13 protein-coding genes are annotated in these 16,701 nt (G+C 55.3%); 4 read left to right on the top strand and 9 right to left on the bottom strand.

Annotated features, from left to right (window positions below):
- A partial coding sequence (locus WA367_RS12565; protein WP_336057065.1) for a DUF305 domain-containing protein occupies window positions 1-519 on the bottom strand: 519 nt, incomplete at its 3' end.
- Window positions 520-1,223: 704 nt separating this feature from the next.
- Here WA367_RS12565 and WA367_RS12560 point away from each other — a divergent pair.
- From WA367_RS12560 to WA367_RS12545, 4 genes are read left to right on the top strand one after another with little or no spacing between them, the layout of a single operon-like run.
- Window positions 1,224-2,771 (top strand): type I restriction-modification system subunit M, encoded by a 1,548-nt coding sequence (locus WA367_RS12560; RefSeq protein ID WP_336057064.1) that lies wholly within the window; start codon window positions 1,224-1,226, stop codon window positions 2,769-2,771.
- Window positions 2,768-4,048 (top strand): restriction endonuclease subunit S, encoded by a 1,281-nt coding sequence (locus WA367_RS12555; RefSeq protein WP_336057063.1) that lies wholly within the window; start codon window positions 2,768-2,770, stop codon window positions 4,046-4,048. The genes WA367_RS12560 and WA367_RS12555 overlap by 4 nt, the downstream gene beginning before the upstream one ends.
- Window positions 4,049-5,164, top strand: coding sequence for an AAA family ATPase (locus tag WA367_RS12550; RefSeq protein ID WP_336057062.1), 1,116 nt, complete (start codon window positions 4,049-4,051; stop codon window positions 5,162-5,164).
- Complete coding sequence (locus tag WA367_RS12545; RefSeq protein WP_336057061.1) at window positions 5,157-8,258, top strand: type I restriction endonuclease subunit R; 3,102 nt, start codon at window positions 5,157-5,159, stop codon at window positions 8,256-8,258. The genes WA367_RS12550 and WA367_RS12545 overlap by 8 nt, the downstream gene beginning before the upstream one ends.
- A 377-nt stretch (window positions 8,259-8,635) precedes the next feature.
- Here the strand turns inward: WA367_RS12545 and WA367_RS12540 are convergent, their stop codons facing one another.
- From WA367_RS12540 to WA367_RS12505, 8 genes are all read right to left on the bottom strand, one after another.
- Window positions 8,636-9,649 carry an SIS domain-containing protein gene (locus WA367_RS12540; RefSeq protein ID WP_336057060.1) on the bottom strand — a complete coding sequence of 338 codons (1,014 nt, stop codon included), beginning with the start codon at window positions 9,647-9,649 and terminating at the stop codon, window positions 8,636-8,638.
- Window positions 9,646-10,620 (bottom strand): hypothetical protein, encoded by a 975-nt coding sequence (locus WA367_RS12535; protein ID WP_336057059.1) that lies wholly within the window; start codon window positions 10,618-10,620, stop codon window positions 9,646-9,648. Before WA367_RS12535 ends, WA367_RS12540 begins: the two co-directional genes overlap by 4 nt.
- A 1-nt stretch (window position 10,621) precedes the next feature.
- Window positions 10,622-11,575, bottom strand: a complete 954-nt coding sequence (locus tag WA367_RS12530) for a carbohydrate kinase family protein (RefSeq protein ID WP_336057058.1) — start codon at window positions 11,573-11,575, stop codon at window positions 10,622-10,624.
- Entirely contained in the window at window positions 11,575-12,555 is a 981-nt protein-coding gene (locus tag WA367_RS12525) for an ABC transporter permease (RefSeq protein ID WP_336057057.1), read from the bottom strand. Before WA367_RS12525 ends, WA367_RS12530 begins: the two co-directional genes overlap by 1 nt.
- Window positions 12,552-13,532, bottom strand: a complete 981-nt coding sequence (locus WA367_RS12520; RefSeq protein WP_336057056.1) for an ABC transporter permease — start codon at window positions 13,530-13,532, stop codon at window positions 12,552-12,554. Before WA367_RS12520 ends, WA367_RS12525 begins: the two co-directional genes overlap by 4 nt.
- A gap of 71 nt (window positions 13,533-13,603) precedes the next feature.
- Window positions 13,604-14,590, bottom strand: a complete 987-nt coding sequence (locus WA367_RS12515; protein WP_336057055.1) for an autoinducer 2 ABC transporter substrate-binding protein — start codon at window positions 14,588-14,590, stop codon at window positions 13,604-13,606.
- 69 nt (window positions 14,591-14,659) lie between these two features.
- Window positions 14,660-15,412, bottom strand: a complete 753-nt coding sequence (locus WA367_RS12510; protein ID WP_336057054.1) for an ATP-binding cassette domain-containing protein — start codon at window positions 15,410-15,412, stop codon at window positions 14,660-14,662.
- Between the two features lie 27 nt (window positions 15,413-15,439).
- Complete coding sequence (locus WA367_RS12505) at window positions 15,440-16,630, bottom strand: carbohydrate kinase family protein (protein ID WP_336057053.1); 1,191 nt, start codon at window positions 16,628-16,630, stop codon at window positions 15,440-15,442.
- Between the last annotated feature and the right edge of the window lie 71 nt (window positions 16,631-16,701).

Raw genomic sequence — 16,701 nt, 5'->3', positions numbered from 1 at the left:
CATCACCTTGTTCAAGGCATCCTCAACGCTGCCAGGTTCAGGTGCCGGATCCTCATAGATCTCTTTCACCACATTTCCATCGGCAAGGTCTTCGATGAGATAGGCCATCTCGGCGATCTCCTTGCGCTGGGCATCGATAATCTCGTCGGCCAGTTTGCGTACGCGTGCATCCTCGATCTGCGCGCGTTCTGAGGTCATGATGGCGATGGAGTGATGCGGGATCATGGCGCGCATATAGCTTTCACCGTTGACGGTGACCTGGCTGCGTACCAGCCACAGGGCACCCGCGAAGACGACTGCCGCACCCACGAAGATGGCTATGTTGAGAGCGGTGTTCTTGTACATGCCGAGCATGAAGGCCAACATGATGATGGCCATGGTCGCTCCCATGAGGATGGCCATGTAAGTGCGTGTCTCGCTGAAATAGACATGCTCCAAGGCGTAGGTGTTGAGATACATCAGGATGAACATCACCACTGTGGAGGTGAGGATCATCAATCCGAAACGGATATAGGACATCACGCATTCTCCAGAGTTACTTGATCCAAGAGGGGAGAGGTGTGTTCCATCATGCTCGTCACCCTCCTTCAGCAGGTGGTGGAGAGAGAACGTGAGGATGCTCAAATCGTTCCTGTCACATTGTCATATTGCGTGATCAGCGGAGTTCACGGATGTTTAGGGGCCGGGAGGGGACCGTCCGGATCTGGGGGGAAACTGTCTATAACGGACACTAACCGTTTCGTGTGCAGGTCATTCAAATCAGTTTCACACTGAAACATTCCGGCTGGCCGCTGCAGTCTTAATTCATCGTAGCACGTACAGGCGCATCGACTGATCTATGGGAGAGGTGGAGGGTAGGGGCGGTGCTTTGGCTCAGGTGCCCGGACATCGGAGGCAGCGACATCAATATAATTAAGGAGCGACACGCCCACAGCCAGCCTGATCTCACCAGCACTCTGGAAATTACTCGGAAGCCCCCGCCTTGTAGGGATCCGCAAATTTACATAGAGATTTCAAAAGATTCTGGGGGTGTGCTTCGCATGGCAGTTGACATCAAGATCATTGATGAAGTTGCAGATTTTCTTAGGTTAAAAACCGTCAACCGCCTTGCGGCCGACAGCAAGCTACCCGACTTTTAAAGTTGGTGGCATCTGGCGGCTTGGACGCATGGATATTGAGGACTGGATCGAGCGTGAAGCCAGTCCGAAGAAGGACAAAGAGAGATGGTCGGTTCTGAACAACGCGCAGCGCTACAACGGAAAATCTGGGAAATCGCAAACGATGTGCGCGGCTCGGTCGATGGCTGGGACTTCAAGCAGTATGTCCTGGGTACACTCTTCTATCGGTTCATCAGCGAGAACTTCGCCGCCTACATCGAGGCGGATGATGAGAGCATCGACTATGCGGCTCTATCCGATGACGTCATCACCGATGACATCAAGGACGACGCTATCAAGACCAAGGGCTATTTCATCTATCCCAGCCAACTGTTCGTGAATGTCGCGAAGAACGCCAACACGAATGACAGCCTGAACACCGATCTGGCCAACATCTTCACGGCGATTGAGTCATCGGCCAATGGCTACCCTTCCGAGCAGGACATCAGAGGCCTTTTTGCTGATTTCGATACAACCAGCACACGCCTTGGCAATACCGTGACGGAAAAGAACAGCCGATTAGCCAAGGTCCTGAAACGCGTTGCGGAACTCGATTTCGGGGACTTCCGCAACAGCCAGATCGATCTGTTCGGCGATGCCTATGAATTCCTGATCTCGAACTACGCCGCCAATGCGGGCAAATCCGGCGGGGAGTTCTTCACCCCGCAACACGTATCAAAGCTCATCGCGCAGCTCGCGATGCACGGGCAGGAAAAGGTCAACAAGATTTACGACCCGGCCTGCGGCTCCGGCTCGCTGCTGCTGCAGGCCAAGAAGCACTTTGACGAACATATTATCGAAGAGGGCTTTTTCGGGCAGGAGATCAACCACACGACCTACAACCTCGCCCGCATGAACATGTTCCTGCACAACATCAATTACGACAAGTTCAATATTCAGCGCGGCGATACGCTGACCCAGCCCCACTTTCAGGATGACAAGCCCTTTGATGCCATTGTCTCCAACCCGCCCTATTCAGTGAAGTGGATCGGCTCGGACGATCCGACCCTGATCAACGATGACCGCTTTGCTCCGGCGGGCGTGCTGGCACCCAAATCGAAGGCCGATTTCGCCTTTGTACTCCATGCGCTCAGCTATCTCTCGGCCAAGGGCCGCGCAGCGATCGTCTGCTTTCCGGGTATTTTCTATCGCGACGGGGCGGAGAAGAAGATCCGGCAGTATCTGGTCGATAACAATTATGTTGAGACGGTGATCGCGCTCGCCTCCAACCTCTTTTACGGCACGACCATCGCGGTGACGATCCTGGTCCTCGCCAAGAACAAGACCGACACGACCACGCAGTTCATCGATGCTACTGGAGAGGAGTTTTTCCGGAAGGCAACCAACACCAATTTGATGACGGACAGTCACATAGCGCGGGTGATGGAGATTTTTGATCGTAAGGAGGACGTCGACCATGTCGCGGCCTCGGTGCCGTATGAGACCATCGTGGAGCGTGGCTATAACCTCTCGGTCAGCTCCTATGTCGAGCCGCGCGACACGCGCGAGGTGATCGACATTGGTGAATTGAATGAGGAGATCAGAACCACGGTTGCGCGGATCGATCAGCTCCGCACCGACATCGACGCCATTGTTGCGGAGATCGAGGCGTGAGCGACGTGTCGGGGTTTCGTGAGAAGTTGTTGGACGGGGCTGAGGTTGTGTGGAAGCCGTTGGGGGAGCTTGCTGAGTTGGTCCGGGGGAGTGGGCTACCGAAGTCTGATTTCGTTGAATCAGGCGTTCCAGCCATTCATTACGGTCAGATATACACGTATTACGGCCTTGAAACCGACTCAACGATTTCGTTCGTCTCGGAAGAAACCGCTCAGGCGCTGAAAAAAGTGAATCCTGGCGACATTGTCATCACCAATACAAGCGAAAACATCGAAGATGTTGGAAAGCCAGTTTTATATGTCGGCAGAGAGCAAGCCGTTACTGGTGGTCACGCGACTATTATAAAGCCTTCTCGGCATATCCTCGGGAAGTACTTTGTTTATTTCACTGAAACGTCGTCTTTTTTTCTCGAAAAGCGGAAGTTGGCGAAAGGTGCAAAGGTCATCGACGTCTCTGCTAAAGACTTGGCCAAGGTCGAAATCCCCATTCCATGCCCGGATGATCCGGAGAAATCGCTGGCGATACAGGGGGAAATTGTCCGGATACTCGACAAATTCACCGAGCTTACCGCCGAGCTTACCGCCGAGCTTGCCCAGCGCAAAAAGCAATACAACCACTACCGTGACCAGCTGCTGAGCTTCGATGAAGGTGAGGTGGAGTGGAAGACGCTGGGGGATGTGACTTTGAAGTCCTATTCCGGTGCCACACCCAAAGCAGGAAATCCAAAATACTATGCTCAGGGAACCATTCCTTGGCTACGAACCCAGGAGGTTATTTTTTCAGACATCCACGAAACTAACGTGAAAATTACTCAGGCTGCCGTGGATGAAACAGCGGCGAAATGGGTGCCGGAGAACTGTGTTATTATCGCCATATCAGGAGCAACCGCAGGACGCTCTGGCATCAACAAGATTCCTTTGACCACAAACCAGCACTGTTGCTGTCTTGAGATTGATCCGTTTCAGGCGAACTATCGCTATGTGTTCCATTGGGTGAGTAGGAACTATGAGACTCTGAGGGCTATGGGGCGAGGTGCACGCGGGGACTTGAATTCTGGTCTTATCAAAGGGTTCAGAATACCTATTCCATTCGCTGACGACCCCAAGAAGTCTCTTGAAGAACAAGCCCGCATCGTCGCCATCCTCGACAAGTTCGACACGCTGACGAACTCCATCACGGAAGGTCTGCCTCGCGAAATCGAGTTGCGCGAAAAGCAATATGCTTTTTACCGCGATCAACTGTTGAGCTTTCCCAGGCCGGACGCGGAGGCTGCGTAAATGGGACAGACGCTGACCGAAATTGCTGAAACGCTGCGGGACGCCAACAAGAAGGTGCAGCTGATCTATGCGTTCAACGCCTCCGGCAAGACGCGACTGTCACGCGAATTGAGGGAACTGATCGACCCGAAGACCGAGGAACGGGACGACGATTATCGCCCCAAGGTGCTCTACTACAACGCCTTCACCGAAGACCTGTTCTATTGGGACAATGATCTGACTGGCGATGCTGAGCGGAAGCTCTGTATCCAGCCGAATGCGTTCACCAAATCCGCCTTTGAAGATCTTGGGCTCGACATCAACGTCACTACGGTATTTCAGCGTTACACCCAGCCGAACCTGACACCGCGCTTCAGCCCCGATTTTTCAGAGGTTACCTTCTCGCTTGAGCGCGGCACCGATACGAGCACCGGCAATCTGAAAATCTCAAAGGGCGAAGAGAGCAACTTCATCTGGAGCGTCTTCTATTGCTTGCTGGATCAGGTGATCAGCACCCGCAATGTCGCCGAAGTCGATGAGCGTGAGACGGCGCAGTTCAATGATCTCGAATATATCTTCATCGATGACCCAGTCAGCTCACTCGATGAAAACCACCTCATACAGCTTGCCGTCGATGTCGCCGACCTGATCAAGAGGAGCGACAACACGAACGGTTTGAAGTTCATCATCACGACGCATAGCCCGCTTTTCTTCAACGTGCTGTTCAATGAGCTGAACAACAAAATCTGCTACATGCTGAAACGGCTTGAAGACGGAACCTTTGAGCTGGGCGTGAAGAATGGCGACTCAAACCAGAGCTTTTCTTATCACCTTTACCTCAAGCAGACGCTGGAGGAGGCAATCGCGGCGGACAAGATCGAGCGCTATCACTTCACCCTGCTGCGCAATCTCTATGAAAAGACATCGAGCTTTCTGGGCTATCCGCGATGGTCTGAGCTGCTGCCGGGCGACCAGCAACTTTACCTGAACCGCATCATTCAGTTTACGAGCCATAGCACGCTCTCCAGCGAGGCCATCGCCGAGCCAACACCGCAGGAAAAGCAGACAGTAAAGCTCCTTCTGGAGCATCTGCGCAACAATTACAGCTATTGGCGGGAGGAGGCCCCGAATGCTTGAGCAAACAGCCATGATCGCCGAGACCAATCGCTTCATCGTGCTTGATAAGTACGTGCGCGCCTGGGAGGCGGCGGACAGCTATCAGTCCGAAGCCGATCTTGAGCGCGAGCTGATCCAGGACCTACGCAATCAGGGCTATGAATTTCGGGCCGATCTGAAGTCAACAGGCGCCATGCTGGCCAATGTGCGTGTGCAGCTGCAGGCGCTCAATGATGTTCAGTTTACTGATAAGGAGTGGGCGCGCTTCGTCGAAACCTATCTGGACAAGGCTAGCGACAGCGCGACGGACAAAGCCCGCAAGCTCCATGACGACTACATCTTCGATTTCGTCTTCGATGATGGCCGGATTCAGAACATCTATCTCGTAGACAAGGCAAACGTCTGCCGCAACAAGGTTCAGGTCATCAAGCAATTCGAGCAGGCCGGAACGCATGCGAACCGCTATGATGTGACGATCCTCATCAACGGTCTGCCGCTGGTGCAGGTCGAGCTGAAAAAGCGCGGCGTCGCCATCCGCGAGGCGTTCAACCAGATCCACCGTTACAGCAAAGAGAGCTTCAACTCGGACAGTTCGCTCTTCAAATACCTCCAGATCTTTGTAATCTCGAACGGCACCGATACCCGCTATTTCGCCAATACGACCAAGCGCGACAAGAACAGCTTCGACTTCACTATGAACTGGGCGCAGGCCGATAACAGCCTGATCCGGGACCTGAAGGATTTTACGGCAACTTTCTTCGAGAAGCGCACCCTTTTGAAGGTGTTGCTGGACTATTCCGTCTTCGACGTCAGCGACACGCTTCTGGTGATGCGCCCCTATCAGATCGCGGCAACCGAACGCATTTTGCGCAAGATCAGAAGCTCGTTCGAAGGCAAGACGCTTAGCAAACCGGAAAGCGGCGGGTATATCTGGCATACGACGGGTTCAGGCAAGACGCTGACCAGCTTCAAGGCGGCGCGCCTCGCCACGCAGCTTGACTTCATCGACAAGGTCTTTTTCGTGGTCGATCGCAAGGACCTCGATTACCAGACGATGAAGGAATATCAGCGTTTCTCCCCGGATAGCGTCAATGGCTCAGACAGCACCGCCGGATTGAAGCAGAACCTCTCTAAAGACGACAACAAGATCATTGTCACGACGATCCAGAAGCTCAACAATCTTATGAAGAGCGAGGGCGACCTGTCGGTCTATACCCAGCGCGTCGTCTTCATTTTCGACGAATGCCATCGTAGCCAGTTCGGAGAGGCGCAAAAGAACCTCAAACGCAAGTTCAAGCACTTCTGCCAGTTTGGCTTCACCGGCACGCCGATCTTCCCGGACAATGCCTCAGGGGCGGAGACAACCGCCAGCGTGTTCGGGAACGAACTTCACTCATACGTCATCACCGACGCCATCCGCGATGAAAAGGTCCTGAAGTTCAAGGTCGACTACAACGATGTGCGGCCGCAATTTAAGGCCATTGAGACCGAGCAGGACGAGAAGAAGCTGATAGCCGCTGAAAACCGTCAGGCCCTTCAGCATCCGCAACGTATCACTGAGATTTCGCAGTACATTCTCGACAACTTCCGCCGCAAGACGCATCGGCTTTATGGGGACAACAAGGGCTTCAATGCCATATTTGCCGTGAGCAGTGTCGAGGCGGCAAAGCTCTATTATGAGAGCCTGAACAAGCTGCAGGCAGACAGCGACAAACCATTGAAGATCGCAACGATCTTTTCATTTTCGGCTAATGAGGAGCAGGATGCAATTGGCGACATTCCCGACGAGAGCTTTGAGGTTTCCGCGCTAAACAGCAGCGCCAAGGAATTCCTGAGCGCAGCCATCGCGGATTACAATGCCTTTTTCAAAACGAACTTCAGCGTCGATAGCAAAGGCTTCCAGAACTATTATCGGGATCTGGCCAAGCGGGTGAAGTCCAAGGAAGTGGATCTGCTCATTGTGGTGGGCATGTTCCTAACTGGCTTTGATGCGCCGACGCTCAACACGCTGTTCGTGGACAAGAACCTGCGCTTTCACGGTCTCATTCAGGCCTATTCCCGTACCAACCGCATTTATGATGCGACCAAGTCTTTCGGAAACATCGTCACCTTCCGCGACCTTGAAGAGGCGACCGTTAGAGCGATTAGACTGTTCGGTAATGCGAACACCAAGAACGTCGTCCTCGAAAAAAGCTACTCAGAATACATGGAGGGTTTCACGGACCAGACGACCGGAGAAGCAAGACGCGGCTTCATGGATGTTGTGAAGGAGCTTGAAGAGCGTTTCCCCGACCCCTCGACGATTGCAAAGGAGGCGGACAAAAAGTCCTTTGCGAAGCTGTTCGGTGAGTATCTTCGTGTTGAGAATATCCTTCAGAACTACGATGAATTTGCCAACCTCAGAGAGCTTCAGGAGATCGATCAGAGTGATGCCGAAGCTCTGACAGCCTTCAAAGAACGTCATCATCTGAGCGATGATGACGTTGAAAGCCTGAAGACTGTCAAAATGCCCGCAGACCGGAGGATCCAGGACTACCGTTCGACCTACAACGATATCCGGGACTGGCTTCGCCGGGAGAAGACAAGCGCCGAGCAAGTCGAGTCAAATATTGACTGGGACGATGTTGTCTTCGAGGTTGATCTTCTAAAATCCCAGGAAATTAATCTTGATTACATTCTTGAGCTCATCTTCGAGCATTACAAAAAGACGAAAAGCAAGTCTGAGCTCGTCGGTGAAATTCGTCGTGTCATCCGCGCAAGTATCGGCACCCGTGCAAAGGAAAGCCTCATCGTCGAGTTCATAAATCAGACAAATCTCGATGAGCTTCGGGAGAAAGCCGGGGTGATCGAGGCCTTCTTTGCATTCGCACAAGCGGAACAACGCCGCGAAGCGGAAGAGCTCATTATCGGCGAAAAGCTGAATCCGGACGCTGCGAAGCGCTATATCGCGACATCAATAAAGCGAGAGTATGCGAGCGAAAACGGTACAGAGCTGAACTCCATCCTGCCAAAAATGAGCCCCCTCAACCCGAACTATCTGACGAAGAAACGCGACGTATTCCAGCGCATCTCGGCTTTCGTAGAGAAGTTCAAAGGTGTTGGTGGAACAATATAGTTGTTTGCCTACACAGCAGACGTGAACCACCACATGCTAGCTATGGTTCTCAATCCGTCCGCGCGTGGAGATCATCAGCTTTCGCGCCGCCATCGTAGTGCTAGCCGACGGTGCCTAGTTGTCTGACACCATCGGAAAAATCAGGTTGCAGCCGGATTCAGAGGACGCTTGCGCAAAGGCACGTAGTTATGCGCCTAAGCCTACACCAAATACGACTTCGGCTTCTCGAGATCACAAATGTCAGTCGAATGGCTGGAATGGGGGCGCCAAGCCGCCGATCCGGATTCTGGTTCCGCTTCTACATCTGCGCAAAGTTTGCTTGGTGAGGCGGGAAGGAAGCGTGCTTGACGCTGCCTGCGCGCTCTATGGTTCAGCTGTTAGAAGCCCATTGCGGCAGACTGGGCGGCGGCATGTTGGGATCCTCTCGGTCTTCCGGCGCGCGGCTCTTCAAGATGCAGCCCCATCTTGTCTGCTATCTTAAGGCACAAGAATTGCACCGTGAAAGTTGTCCCTAGCAGTAGTGACAGTGCGTTAGCTGGCTTCGGGATACTTTTCTCATTCTCCAGGATATGGGTGGCGCAGAGCGGGGAGAAGGCGTCTGCGACGGTTTGGCCGCGCCTGATGCCTGCTTCGGTCGAGGCAAGTATGGCCAACATGTCCTGCGGCTCCAGCATGAAATTCATGCCATGCACGAAGTTCTCGGTTTCCGCTGCGAAACTGGTCAAGCCGCCGGCTTCGTGTAGCTTGGCTGCTGCATAGTTGGCAGTGCCCAGATCACAATCCGAACCCAGAAAGATGACTTTCCCCTCAGGGGAATGATCTTCCGCGATCTGGTTAGCGCGTTCTTCAGCGGCCGCAAGAACCTTGTCGAGATCTGATAGCGCGGAAGCAAGTGTGCTGGCTTCGAAGCCTCCATGGCTTCTTGCAATCTCGGCTGTCGCGAGCAATGTCACAGCGTAGTCGAGGGTGTGTGGTGTCTTGCGCGACAGCGGCTTGAACGGCATCTCGAGCGTGCTCGTGGCGGCTTGTGCGAGTGCACTTTCGCCATTGCAGGTGATCGCAACAACATCTGCGCCCCTTTCACGGGCTGCATTGGCAGCTTCAACTGTGCGCTTTGTGCCTCCTGAAATCGACGAAAGCAAAACAGTATCGGATGGCTGGAAGCGTGTATATGACGACAGTTCCATTGATGTCTTAGAGATGATTTCGACGCCCAGTGAGCGGAAAACATCCTGCAAAGCCTGTGGAGCGAACGCGGAATCGCCGCATCCGCCAGCGTAGATGCGTCCTGCCATGCGAGGAAGCGTGTCCGCCAGTTCTGCGAGCGTTGGCTGTAATTTCGGGAGAAGGTTGGCCTGCGTCTCGATCTCGCGGCGCATCATCTCATTCATGTCATATCTCCGCGGTTAAAGATTTCGCGACCAAGCGACCAGATTGCTGAAGGTGGGACCACGCCGAACTCAGTCATGATGCCGGTCGTCAGTCTGGCTGGAATGACCTCCAGTTCAGGCGCAGAAGTATCCGCGTCATCTATCCCGGCAATGTTCAGTCCGGCTTTCAGGACGTCATCGTAGCGGCGGATGGACGGTTCGGGCCGATGGCCCCGATAGCTTCGGCGATCCAGCTTCATGATGTCTGTTGCCGCATAGACCTCTATGCCCATTTCGCCGGCCAGACGGGCAATCATGCGGCTACCTATCGTATTCAGGAAGCTTCCATCCGAGCGCAGCGTTTCGACGCCGAACAGGGCTGCATCACATATTTCCAGACCGTACTCGATGGCCGCGTCGGGAAGGAAACGCACATTCATCTGATGTGGTAGGAAATCTTCGAGATAGCGAGCGCCGCCTGCAATCGCGCGGCTTTCGGGGACCACCACCAGCAGGTCGGGGCGCGCTCGGGATGCTTCGATCAGGATGGCAGCGACCGTGCTGGAATAATCGAATGCCATGATCGCGCTGGAGGCGGAAAGGTGACGAACCGCTGCATCCACAAGGGCGGTTTTGCGCTTGCTGGTTGCATCTTTGGATTCGGCAACACGTTGTCGCAGCACGTTGCGTTGGTCGTTGGGACCGAGGTTCTCGAGACCTGCCAGCAGCAGATCAAGATTGTTTCCTATGACCGGTGTGTCGTGACCGCGTGTCCGTGCAATGAAGGAAGCGACGAGTTTGGCTCGCTTGGCACCTTCAGCACCGGAATTAACGAGATGCAGGATCAACTCATTGCAGAGCTCCACGTGGCGGCTCGCCCCGAGTACACCTTCGTCGACGATCTGCCATAGAAAGTGCATCGTCTCTTCATCAGGAGGTGATAGGCCGAGCTCTGCCAGTTCTGCTGCATGTTCAAAGCGGCGGTCGGGCATTTTATTCTCCCATCGCTGAGCGGATGGTGGTGCCCAGCCTTGCAGTTTTGTGTTTTTCAATAAGGGCGTTCGCCTGTGCCCAACTCGGCATGGCGGTTTGGGCGCCAATACGCGTTGTGGCGAGAGCTGCAGCAGCGTTCGCCAATTCCATGGCCTTTTCAGGCGATGCGCCCTCCAGCTTTGCAGCGAGATAGGCGCCTGCGAAACAATCGCCTGCTCCCGTGGTGTCCAACGCGTCTATTACGAAGCCCTCACGGGTGCAGATTTCTCCGGCGAAGAGACGACGGCATCCTCTGGCGCCAAGTGTTACAAGCACCTCGCCATGCGCGTTGAGACGTTGGGGGCCCAGTCGTTCTCCCAGAGCCTGACTTGCCAGTTCGTAGGCTTCAGCATTCAGGAAGAGCGTATCGACCAGTGGAAGAACAGATGCCAGCAGCATCGGGTTGCGAATGATGTCCGGCGGTTCAAGATCGAGGGAAGTTGCAATGCCCTTTCCCCGCGCAATGGTGAGCGCTTTGTAGGAGAGCTCAGGGCGGCCGTAGGTGACGTGCAGATGCCGAACGTCCTGGAAAGCATCTTCCGTGATCTCATGCGGGTAGGGCAGGTAGGCCTCGGTCTCCAGTTTGATCAGGGATTTCTCACCAGATGGTGCGATCAGCACCAGGCACATGAAGGTGTTCGTGTCGCCGCGGGAGATGACATGCGCCACATCGACGCCTTCTGCCCGTAAACTTTCGATCGCGAAAGCGCCTGAAGCGTCACTGCCTACAGCAGCAACAAGTCGGGATCTCAACCCCAATCGGGCAACGGCCACAGCGCAATTGGCCGACATCCCGCCGGGCATCTGACCGTGGTTATCGCCCGCGATCTTCTGATCGAAACCGGGTATGGCGGGGACAGACACGAACATGTCGACATCAAGATCACCGATGCAAAGAACGTCTATCTCCGGCATCAGGATTTGGCACCTTGGCCGAAGCGCAGGGTGGACAGACGTGACACCGAGACGATCAGGAGCATGCCGATGAGGCCAAGCTGCCATGCTGCCGAGATGTTGGCGAGCTGCAAGCCGATCTGGAGGGTCGTTACGATCAGGATGGCGACAATCGTGCCCGGTACGCCGCCGGTTCCACCAAATATGTGCGTTCCGCCCAGAACCGCGATCGTCACCGCAAGCAGTTCCATTCCACGGCCCGCATCCGGACGTGCTGCAAGAAACCAGGACATCGAGATGATGCTGCCCAGGGCTGCCAAAACTCCCGACAGTGTGTAGAGCCCAATCCTCAGTCGTATGACATTGAGACCGGAAAGATGCGCAGCCCGGTCATCATTGCCGCAGGCCACTATGTGACGTCCGACAGTGGTTCGCGTGAGCATCACATGCAGGATGAGTGCGACCGGCAGCAGGACAAAGACGAAGGCGTTTGGCAATCCAAATGTGTGGCCCTGGCCAAGCCAGGAGAAGCTTGCGGGAAAGCCACCGATTGGCCGGCCGGCCGTGACTGCCAATGCGAAGCCGCCAAACGCAAACATGGTCGCAAGCGTGGCCATCAGGGACGGAATGCGTAGCACATTCACCAGGAATCCGTTCAGGCAACCAAGTGCTGCACCAAGGACAATGCCAATAGCCGAGGCGATCCAGATATCCACGCCAATCGAGAAGAGAGCGCCGACTGCCACTCCCACCAGTGAAAGGATTGAACCGACGGATAGGTCAATGCCGGGGCCGCCGGCCAGAATAACCAGGGTTTGGCCGAGGCCGAGAAGCCCAAGGATAGGTACATATTGCAAGAGGTAGGGGATGGTGCTGGCGCGCCAGAAATATGGAGACAGCAAAGCCATTACGATAATCGCCACGACCCAAAGCGCTAGGAGCATGAACAAGCGCGCGCGCAGCGGATCAGTGACGGAGAGGCCAGTGGACTTGGAGGTCATGTCGCCCTCGGATTGTTGCGGTTGCGCAGTGCGTCTGCCGTCAGAACGATGATCAGAAGTGACCCGATGATTACTGTTTCCCACAGCGAGGACACACCGGTTAGAACCAGACCGTTTTGCATGATGCGGATGAAGGTCACGCCGAGCAGCGTTCCCAGGAGGCTGCCAACACCGCCGCGGATATTCGTACCGCCAAGGATGGTCGCTGCAATGGCTTCAAGTGCGATAGTCGTGCCGATATTGATTTCCACGTTGCGCAGTCGTGCCACGTAGAGCAGGGCCGCCAAACCTGCGAGGAAGCCAAGCAGCGCGTAGTTCATGACCTTGGTGCGATCGACATTGATACCGACAAGTCGCGCAGATTGTTCGTCGCAACCGATCGCATAGATATGGTTGCCGAAGGGGAGCTTGCGCAGAAGTAACCATGCGAGCAGATAGACTGCGGCGATCACGAGGGCGGAAGCGGGAATGAAACCGAGCCAGCCATTCACCAATGGTGACAATGTCCCTGGCAAGCCGGAAATCCACGCGCCGCCGATCACCAGGAACATGATCGCCGAGAAAATATACATCGAGCCGAGCGTCGCGATAATGGGTGGAACCTTGAGTTTCGCAGTGACTAACCCGTTGAAGCTGCCCAAGGCCGTTCCGACAAGAAGGCCGATGGGTGTGACGAGATAGGCGGGAAGCCCCGCCTGATAGGCCTTGCCGATCACAATCGCGGACACTGCAACGATGCCACCAACACTGACGTCGATGCCGCCCATGATGATGACGAGCGTCATACCAGCTGAGACGATCGCCAGTTCCAGCCCCGCGCGCATTGTCTGGACGAGGTTGTTGACCGTCAAAAAATAGGGAGAAACACTTGCAAAGATGATGCTCACGACGATGATAGCGGCCATCAGAGCAAGTTCGCGCGACGCGGTCGGTGATACGAAGCGCAGCGCGGGGCGGGTGTCACCCACGGAAGCCATTATATATCCTTTGGAGTGACCGGCCACCATCGCAGGACGATGGTGGCCGGGTTTGGTTTCGCAGCTTCAGCCTAAAAGTCAAACTGCTCGATATTCTCTTTGGTGAAGACCATCGGATCGCCCAGGAGGAGGATCTTTTCGTCTTCAAGCCAGCGAACATTCGCGTCGAGGCCTTCTACCTCTGGCTCTGCGTTGAAAGCCGCGCCTTCGGCCACCTGCTTTCCGGCCCAGACGGTCAGGTAACCAAGGTCAGCCGGGTTCCAGAGGACCGAATAGGTCATCGCATCGCTCAAGACGTAATCCTTGACGGTGTTGGGCGAGCAAAAACCGGCTGTGACGATCTCGCCCTGGCGTCCGGCAGCCTCAACGGCCTGGCCGATGCCGGGGCAGGTGGTGGATGCGATGCCGATAATGCCAGCTAGATCGGGATTGCGTGTCATTGCATCCGTCGCGAACTGGAAAGCGCGCGAAGCGGTACCGTCCGTGTGGTCCACCGCGACAATCTCCAGATCGGGATACTCGCTTTCAGCACGTTCCTTGATGGCGGCAATCCAGGCATTCAGACTAGCAATGGTTGGTGCATCCGAGATGATGGAAATCTTCGCATCTGCGCCAACGCGTTTCACCATTTCATCAAGGATTGTGTAGCCAAGATCCTGATCCATGGCTTGTGCCACGTAGAATTCGCGTTCACTCCCAGCAGCATCGGCATCGGAAGTAATCACATGGGTACCTTGTTCGCGTGCTCTGGCGATCGCGGGCTTCAGGGTCTCTACATCAACAGGTGATACGCCGACGACTTCCACACCCTGGTTCACGAAGCTTTCGAATATTCGCAACTGGTCAGAAGCATTCGTACTGGTCGGGCCTTGCTGGATATATTCGACATCAAAGGCTTCTGCGGCTTTCGCTGCACCTTCTTCCATCGCGACATAATACGGAATCCCCTGGATCTGCGGGACGAAGGCAACGCGCACCTTGTCTTGGGCGATCGCTGTTCCCGCGATGAAGGTGGTGGCAATCAGGCCGAGCGCGGCCCGTGCAAGAATGGACTTCATTTTTTGTTCCCCTTTTTATTGGTGGTGGGATGGCGAAGCATTGAGGCCGTCCGCCTTGGCCTTGCGCCCTCATGAAGCGGCAGCGCGCACCTCATGGGCCCCGGTGATGAGGCCGATGATCTCTTGCGGAGTGGTATTGGCTGTCTCGCGCACCGCGATACAGCGCCCATGGCGCATGACGGAGATGCGATCCGAAACCTCGAAAACGTCCTGGATGTTGTGTGAAATCAGTACGACCGATTTTCCTTGGGCTCGCAAATTCTTGATGAATTCGAGCACCTTGCGCACCTCGGCAACAGCTAGGGCGGCGGTGGGTTCGTCCATGATGATGAGGCGCGCATCCATGTTGAGCGCACGCGCGATGGCAACACCCTGGCGCTGACCGCCGGACATGGATTCTACCCAGGAATCGACGCTTGGAACATGAACATCGAGCTGTTCGAGGAGCTCTGCGGTGCGCTTGCGCATTGCCTGCCGATTGAGGAACGGAATGCCTAGGATCGGCTTCTTCATCTCCCGGCCGAGAAAGATATTGTCCACTACCGTCATTTTTCCGGCTAGTGCGAGCTCCTGATAGATCGTGGCAATGCCGTTCTCCCAGGCCTCCTGCGGGGAGCGGAACTGCACCGACCGACCTTCCATCTCGATTGTCCCTTCATCGGGAGAATGTGCGCCGGACATCGTTTTAATTAGGGTGGATTTCCCTGCCCCGTTGTCGCCGACTAGTGCCATGACCTCGCCCTGCGCAACTTCGAAATTGACGTTGTTCAATGCGACCAGACCGCCGAAGCGCTTCACGATCCCGGACATCTTAAAAATCATGATTGGCCCCCTCTGCGCAGCGCATCCTCAAGATGCCTGTTTCAGTTTTTGTTCTTTAAGTGCTTCGACGAGTTCTTCGTGGGTGGCGACATGGCCTTGTGCGCCTTCAGCCGCGACTGTCAGGCTTGCGCTTGCGGCTGCGTATTGCGCCGCCTCCCCCAGGTCAGTGCCATTGAGATAGTAGGCCAGGAATGAGCCAGCGAAGCTGTCTCCGGCACCCGTCGCGTCGGTCGGTCGGACGGGCAGGGCCGCCACGGAAATGGGCGCTCTGCCACCGGCGGGGAAGACAACCGCACCAGCTGCGCCGCCTGTCATGACGAGAGTGCCGCGCTTTTCCAGTCGCGCAAGCCGGATGTCGACAGCGTCGGTCAGATCCTGACCTGAAAGATGTATATCGAAAATTTCACGCAAGACCCCATCACCGACGAAAGCTATGTCGAGCTGTTCGAGAAGGTTCAGAAATTCTGTCGGCGTTCTGGCGGATTCGGGCAGACCGGCGCTGTGTAGCGTCACCTTGAAACCGGCATCCTTGAAGCGGCCGATGGATCCACGCATCCGGTCCAGGTGATAGCCCTCGATATGCAGGCACGATACCCGGTCCGACTTCGTCAAATCGAAATGGCCCGTCAGGTCCATCTCCGACAATTCGAAGGGTTCATTGACAATAGTACGGCTGCCATTGGGCTCGATGAAGACGATACAGCGCGACAACCGGTCATTCGCGGGAGTGCGGATCGCGACGGCGTGAACGCCCTTGTTGGCGAGCTCCACAATGGCCCATTCGCTATCCGGATCAGTTCCCAAAGCGGTCGCCAGTTCGACGTCGAGGCCAAATGAGCCATTGGCGCCGATTCCGGCAGCTGCCACTGCAAGATTCGCGGCAGGGCCGCCCAGAGCTTTCTTGATCTGATGCGCTGTGACGCGATCATCGCGATGAGGGAGGACATCGACCCGGCACATATAGTCGACACTTGTGTAGCCAACCACTATCAGGCGCGGCAGGCGGCTCCTGTCCATTCGAACATGAGCGCTGGAGCTGGTGGACAAAGCACGGGCAAAGGTGCTTGGGCGGTAAGCCAATCTCCTGATCGCTGCGTCAATACGCGACTTCGTTTGCACGCGAACATTCGCGGTTCCATTGAGGTAGTTCGATACGGTGCCGACCGAAACACCCGCTTCGCGGGCAACATCAGAAATTGTAGCGCGTGGCCGTCGCATCCGTGCCCACCCTGTTTTTGAACCGCTTCAATACTGAGTGTCGGTTTTACGGATTGCAAGATCAAATATTG

It is taken from the genome of Nitratireductor sp. CH_MIT9313-5 (assembly GCF_037029545.1).
Lineage (GTDB): Bacteria > Pseudomonadota > Alphaproteobacteria > Rhizobiales > Rhizobiaceae > Chelativorans.
The sequence above is the reverse complement of the archived record's forward strand: the minus strand, read 5'-3'. Positions and strand labels throughout refer to the sequence as shown.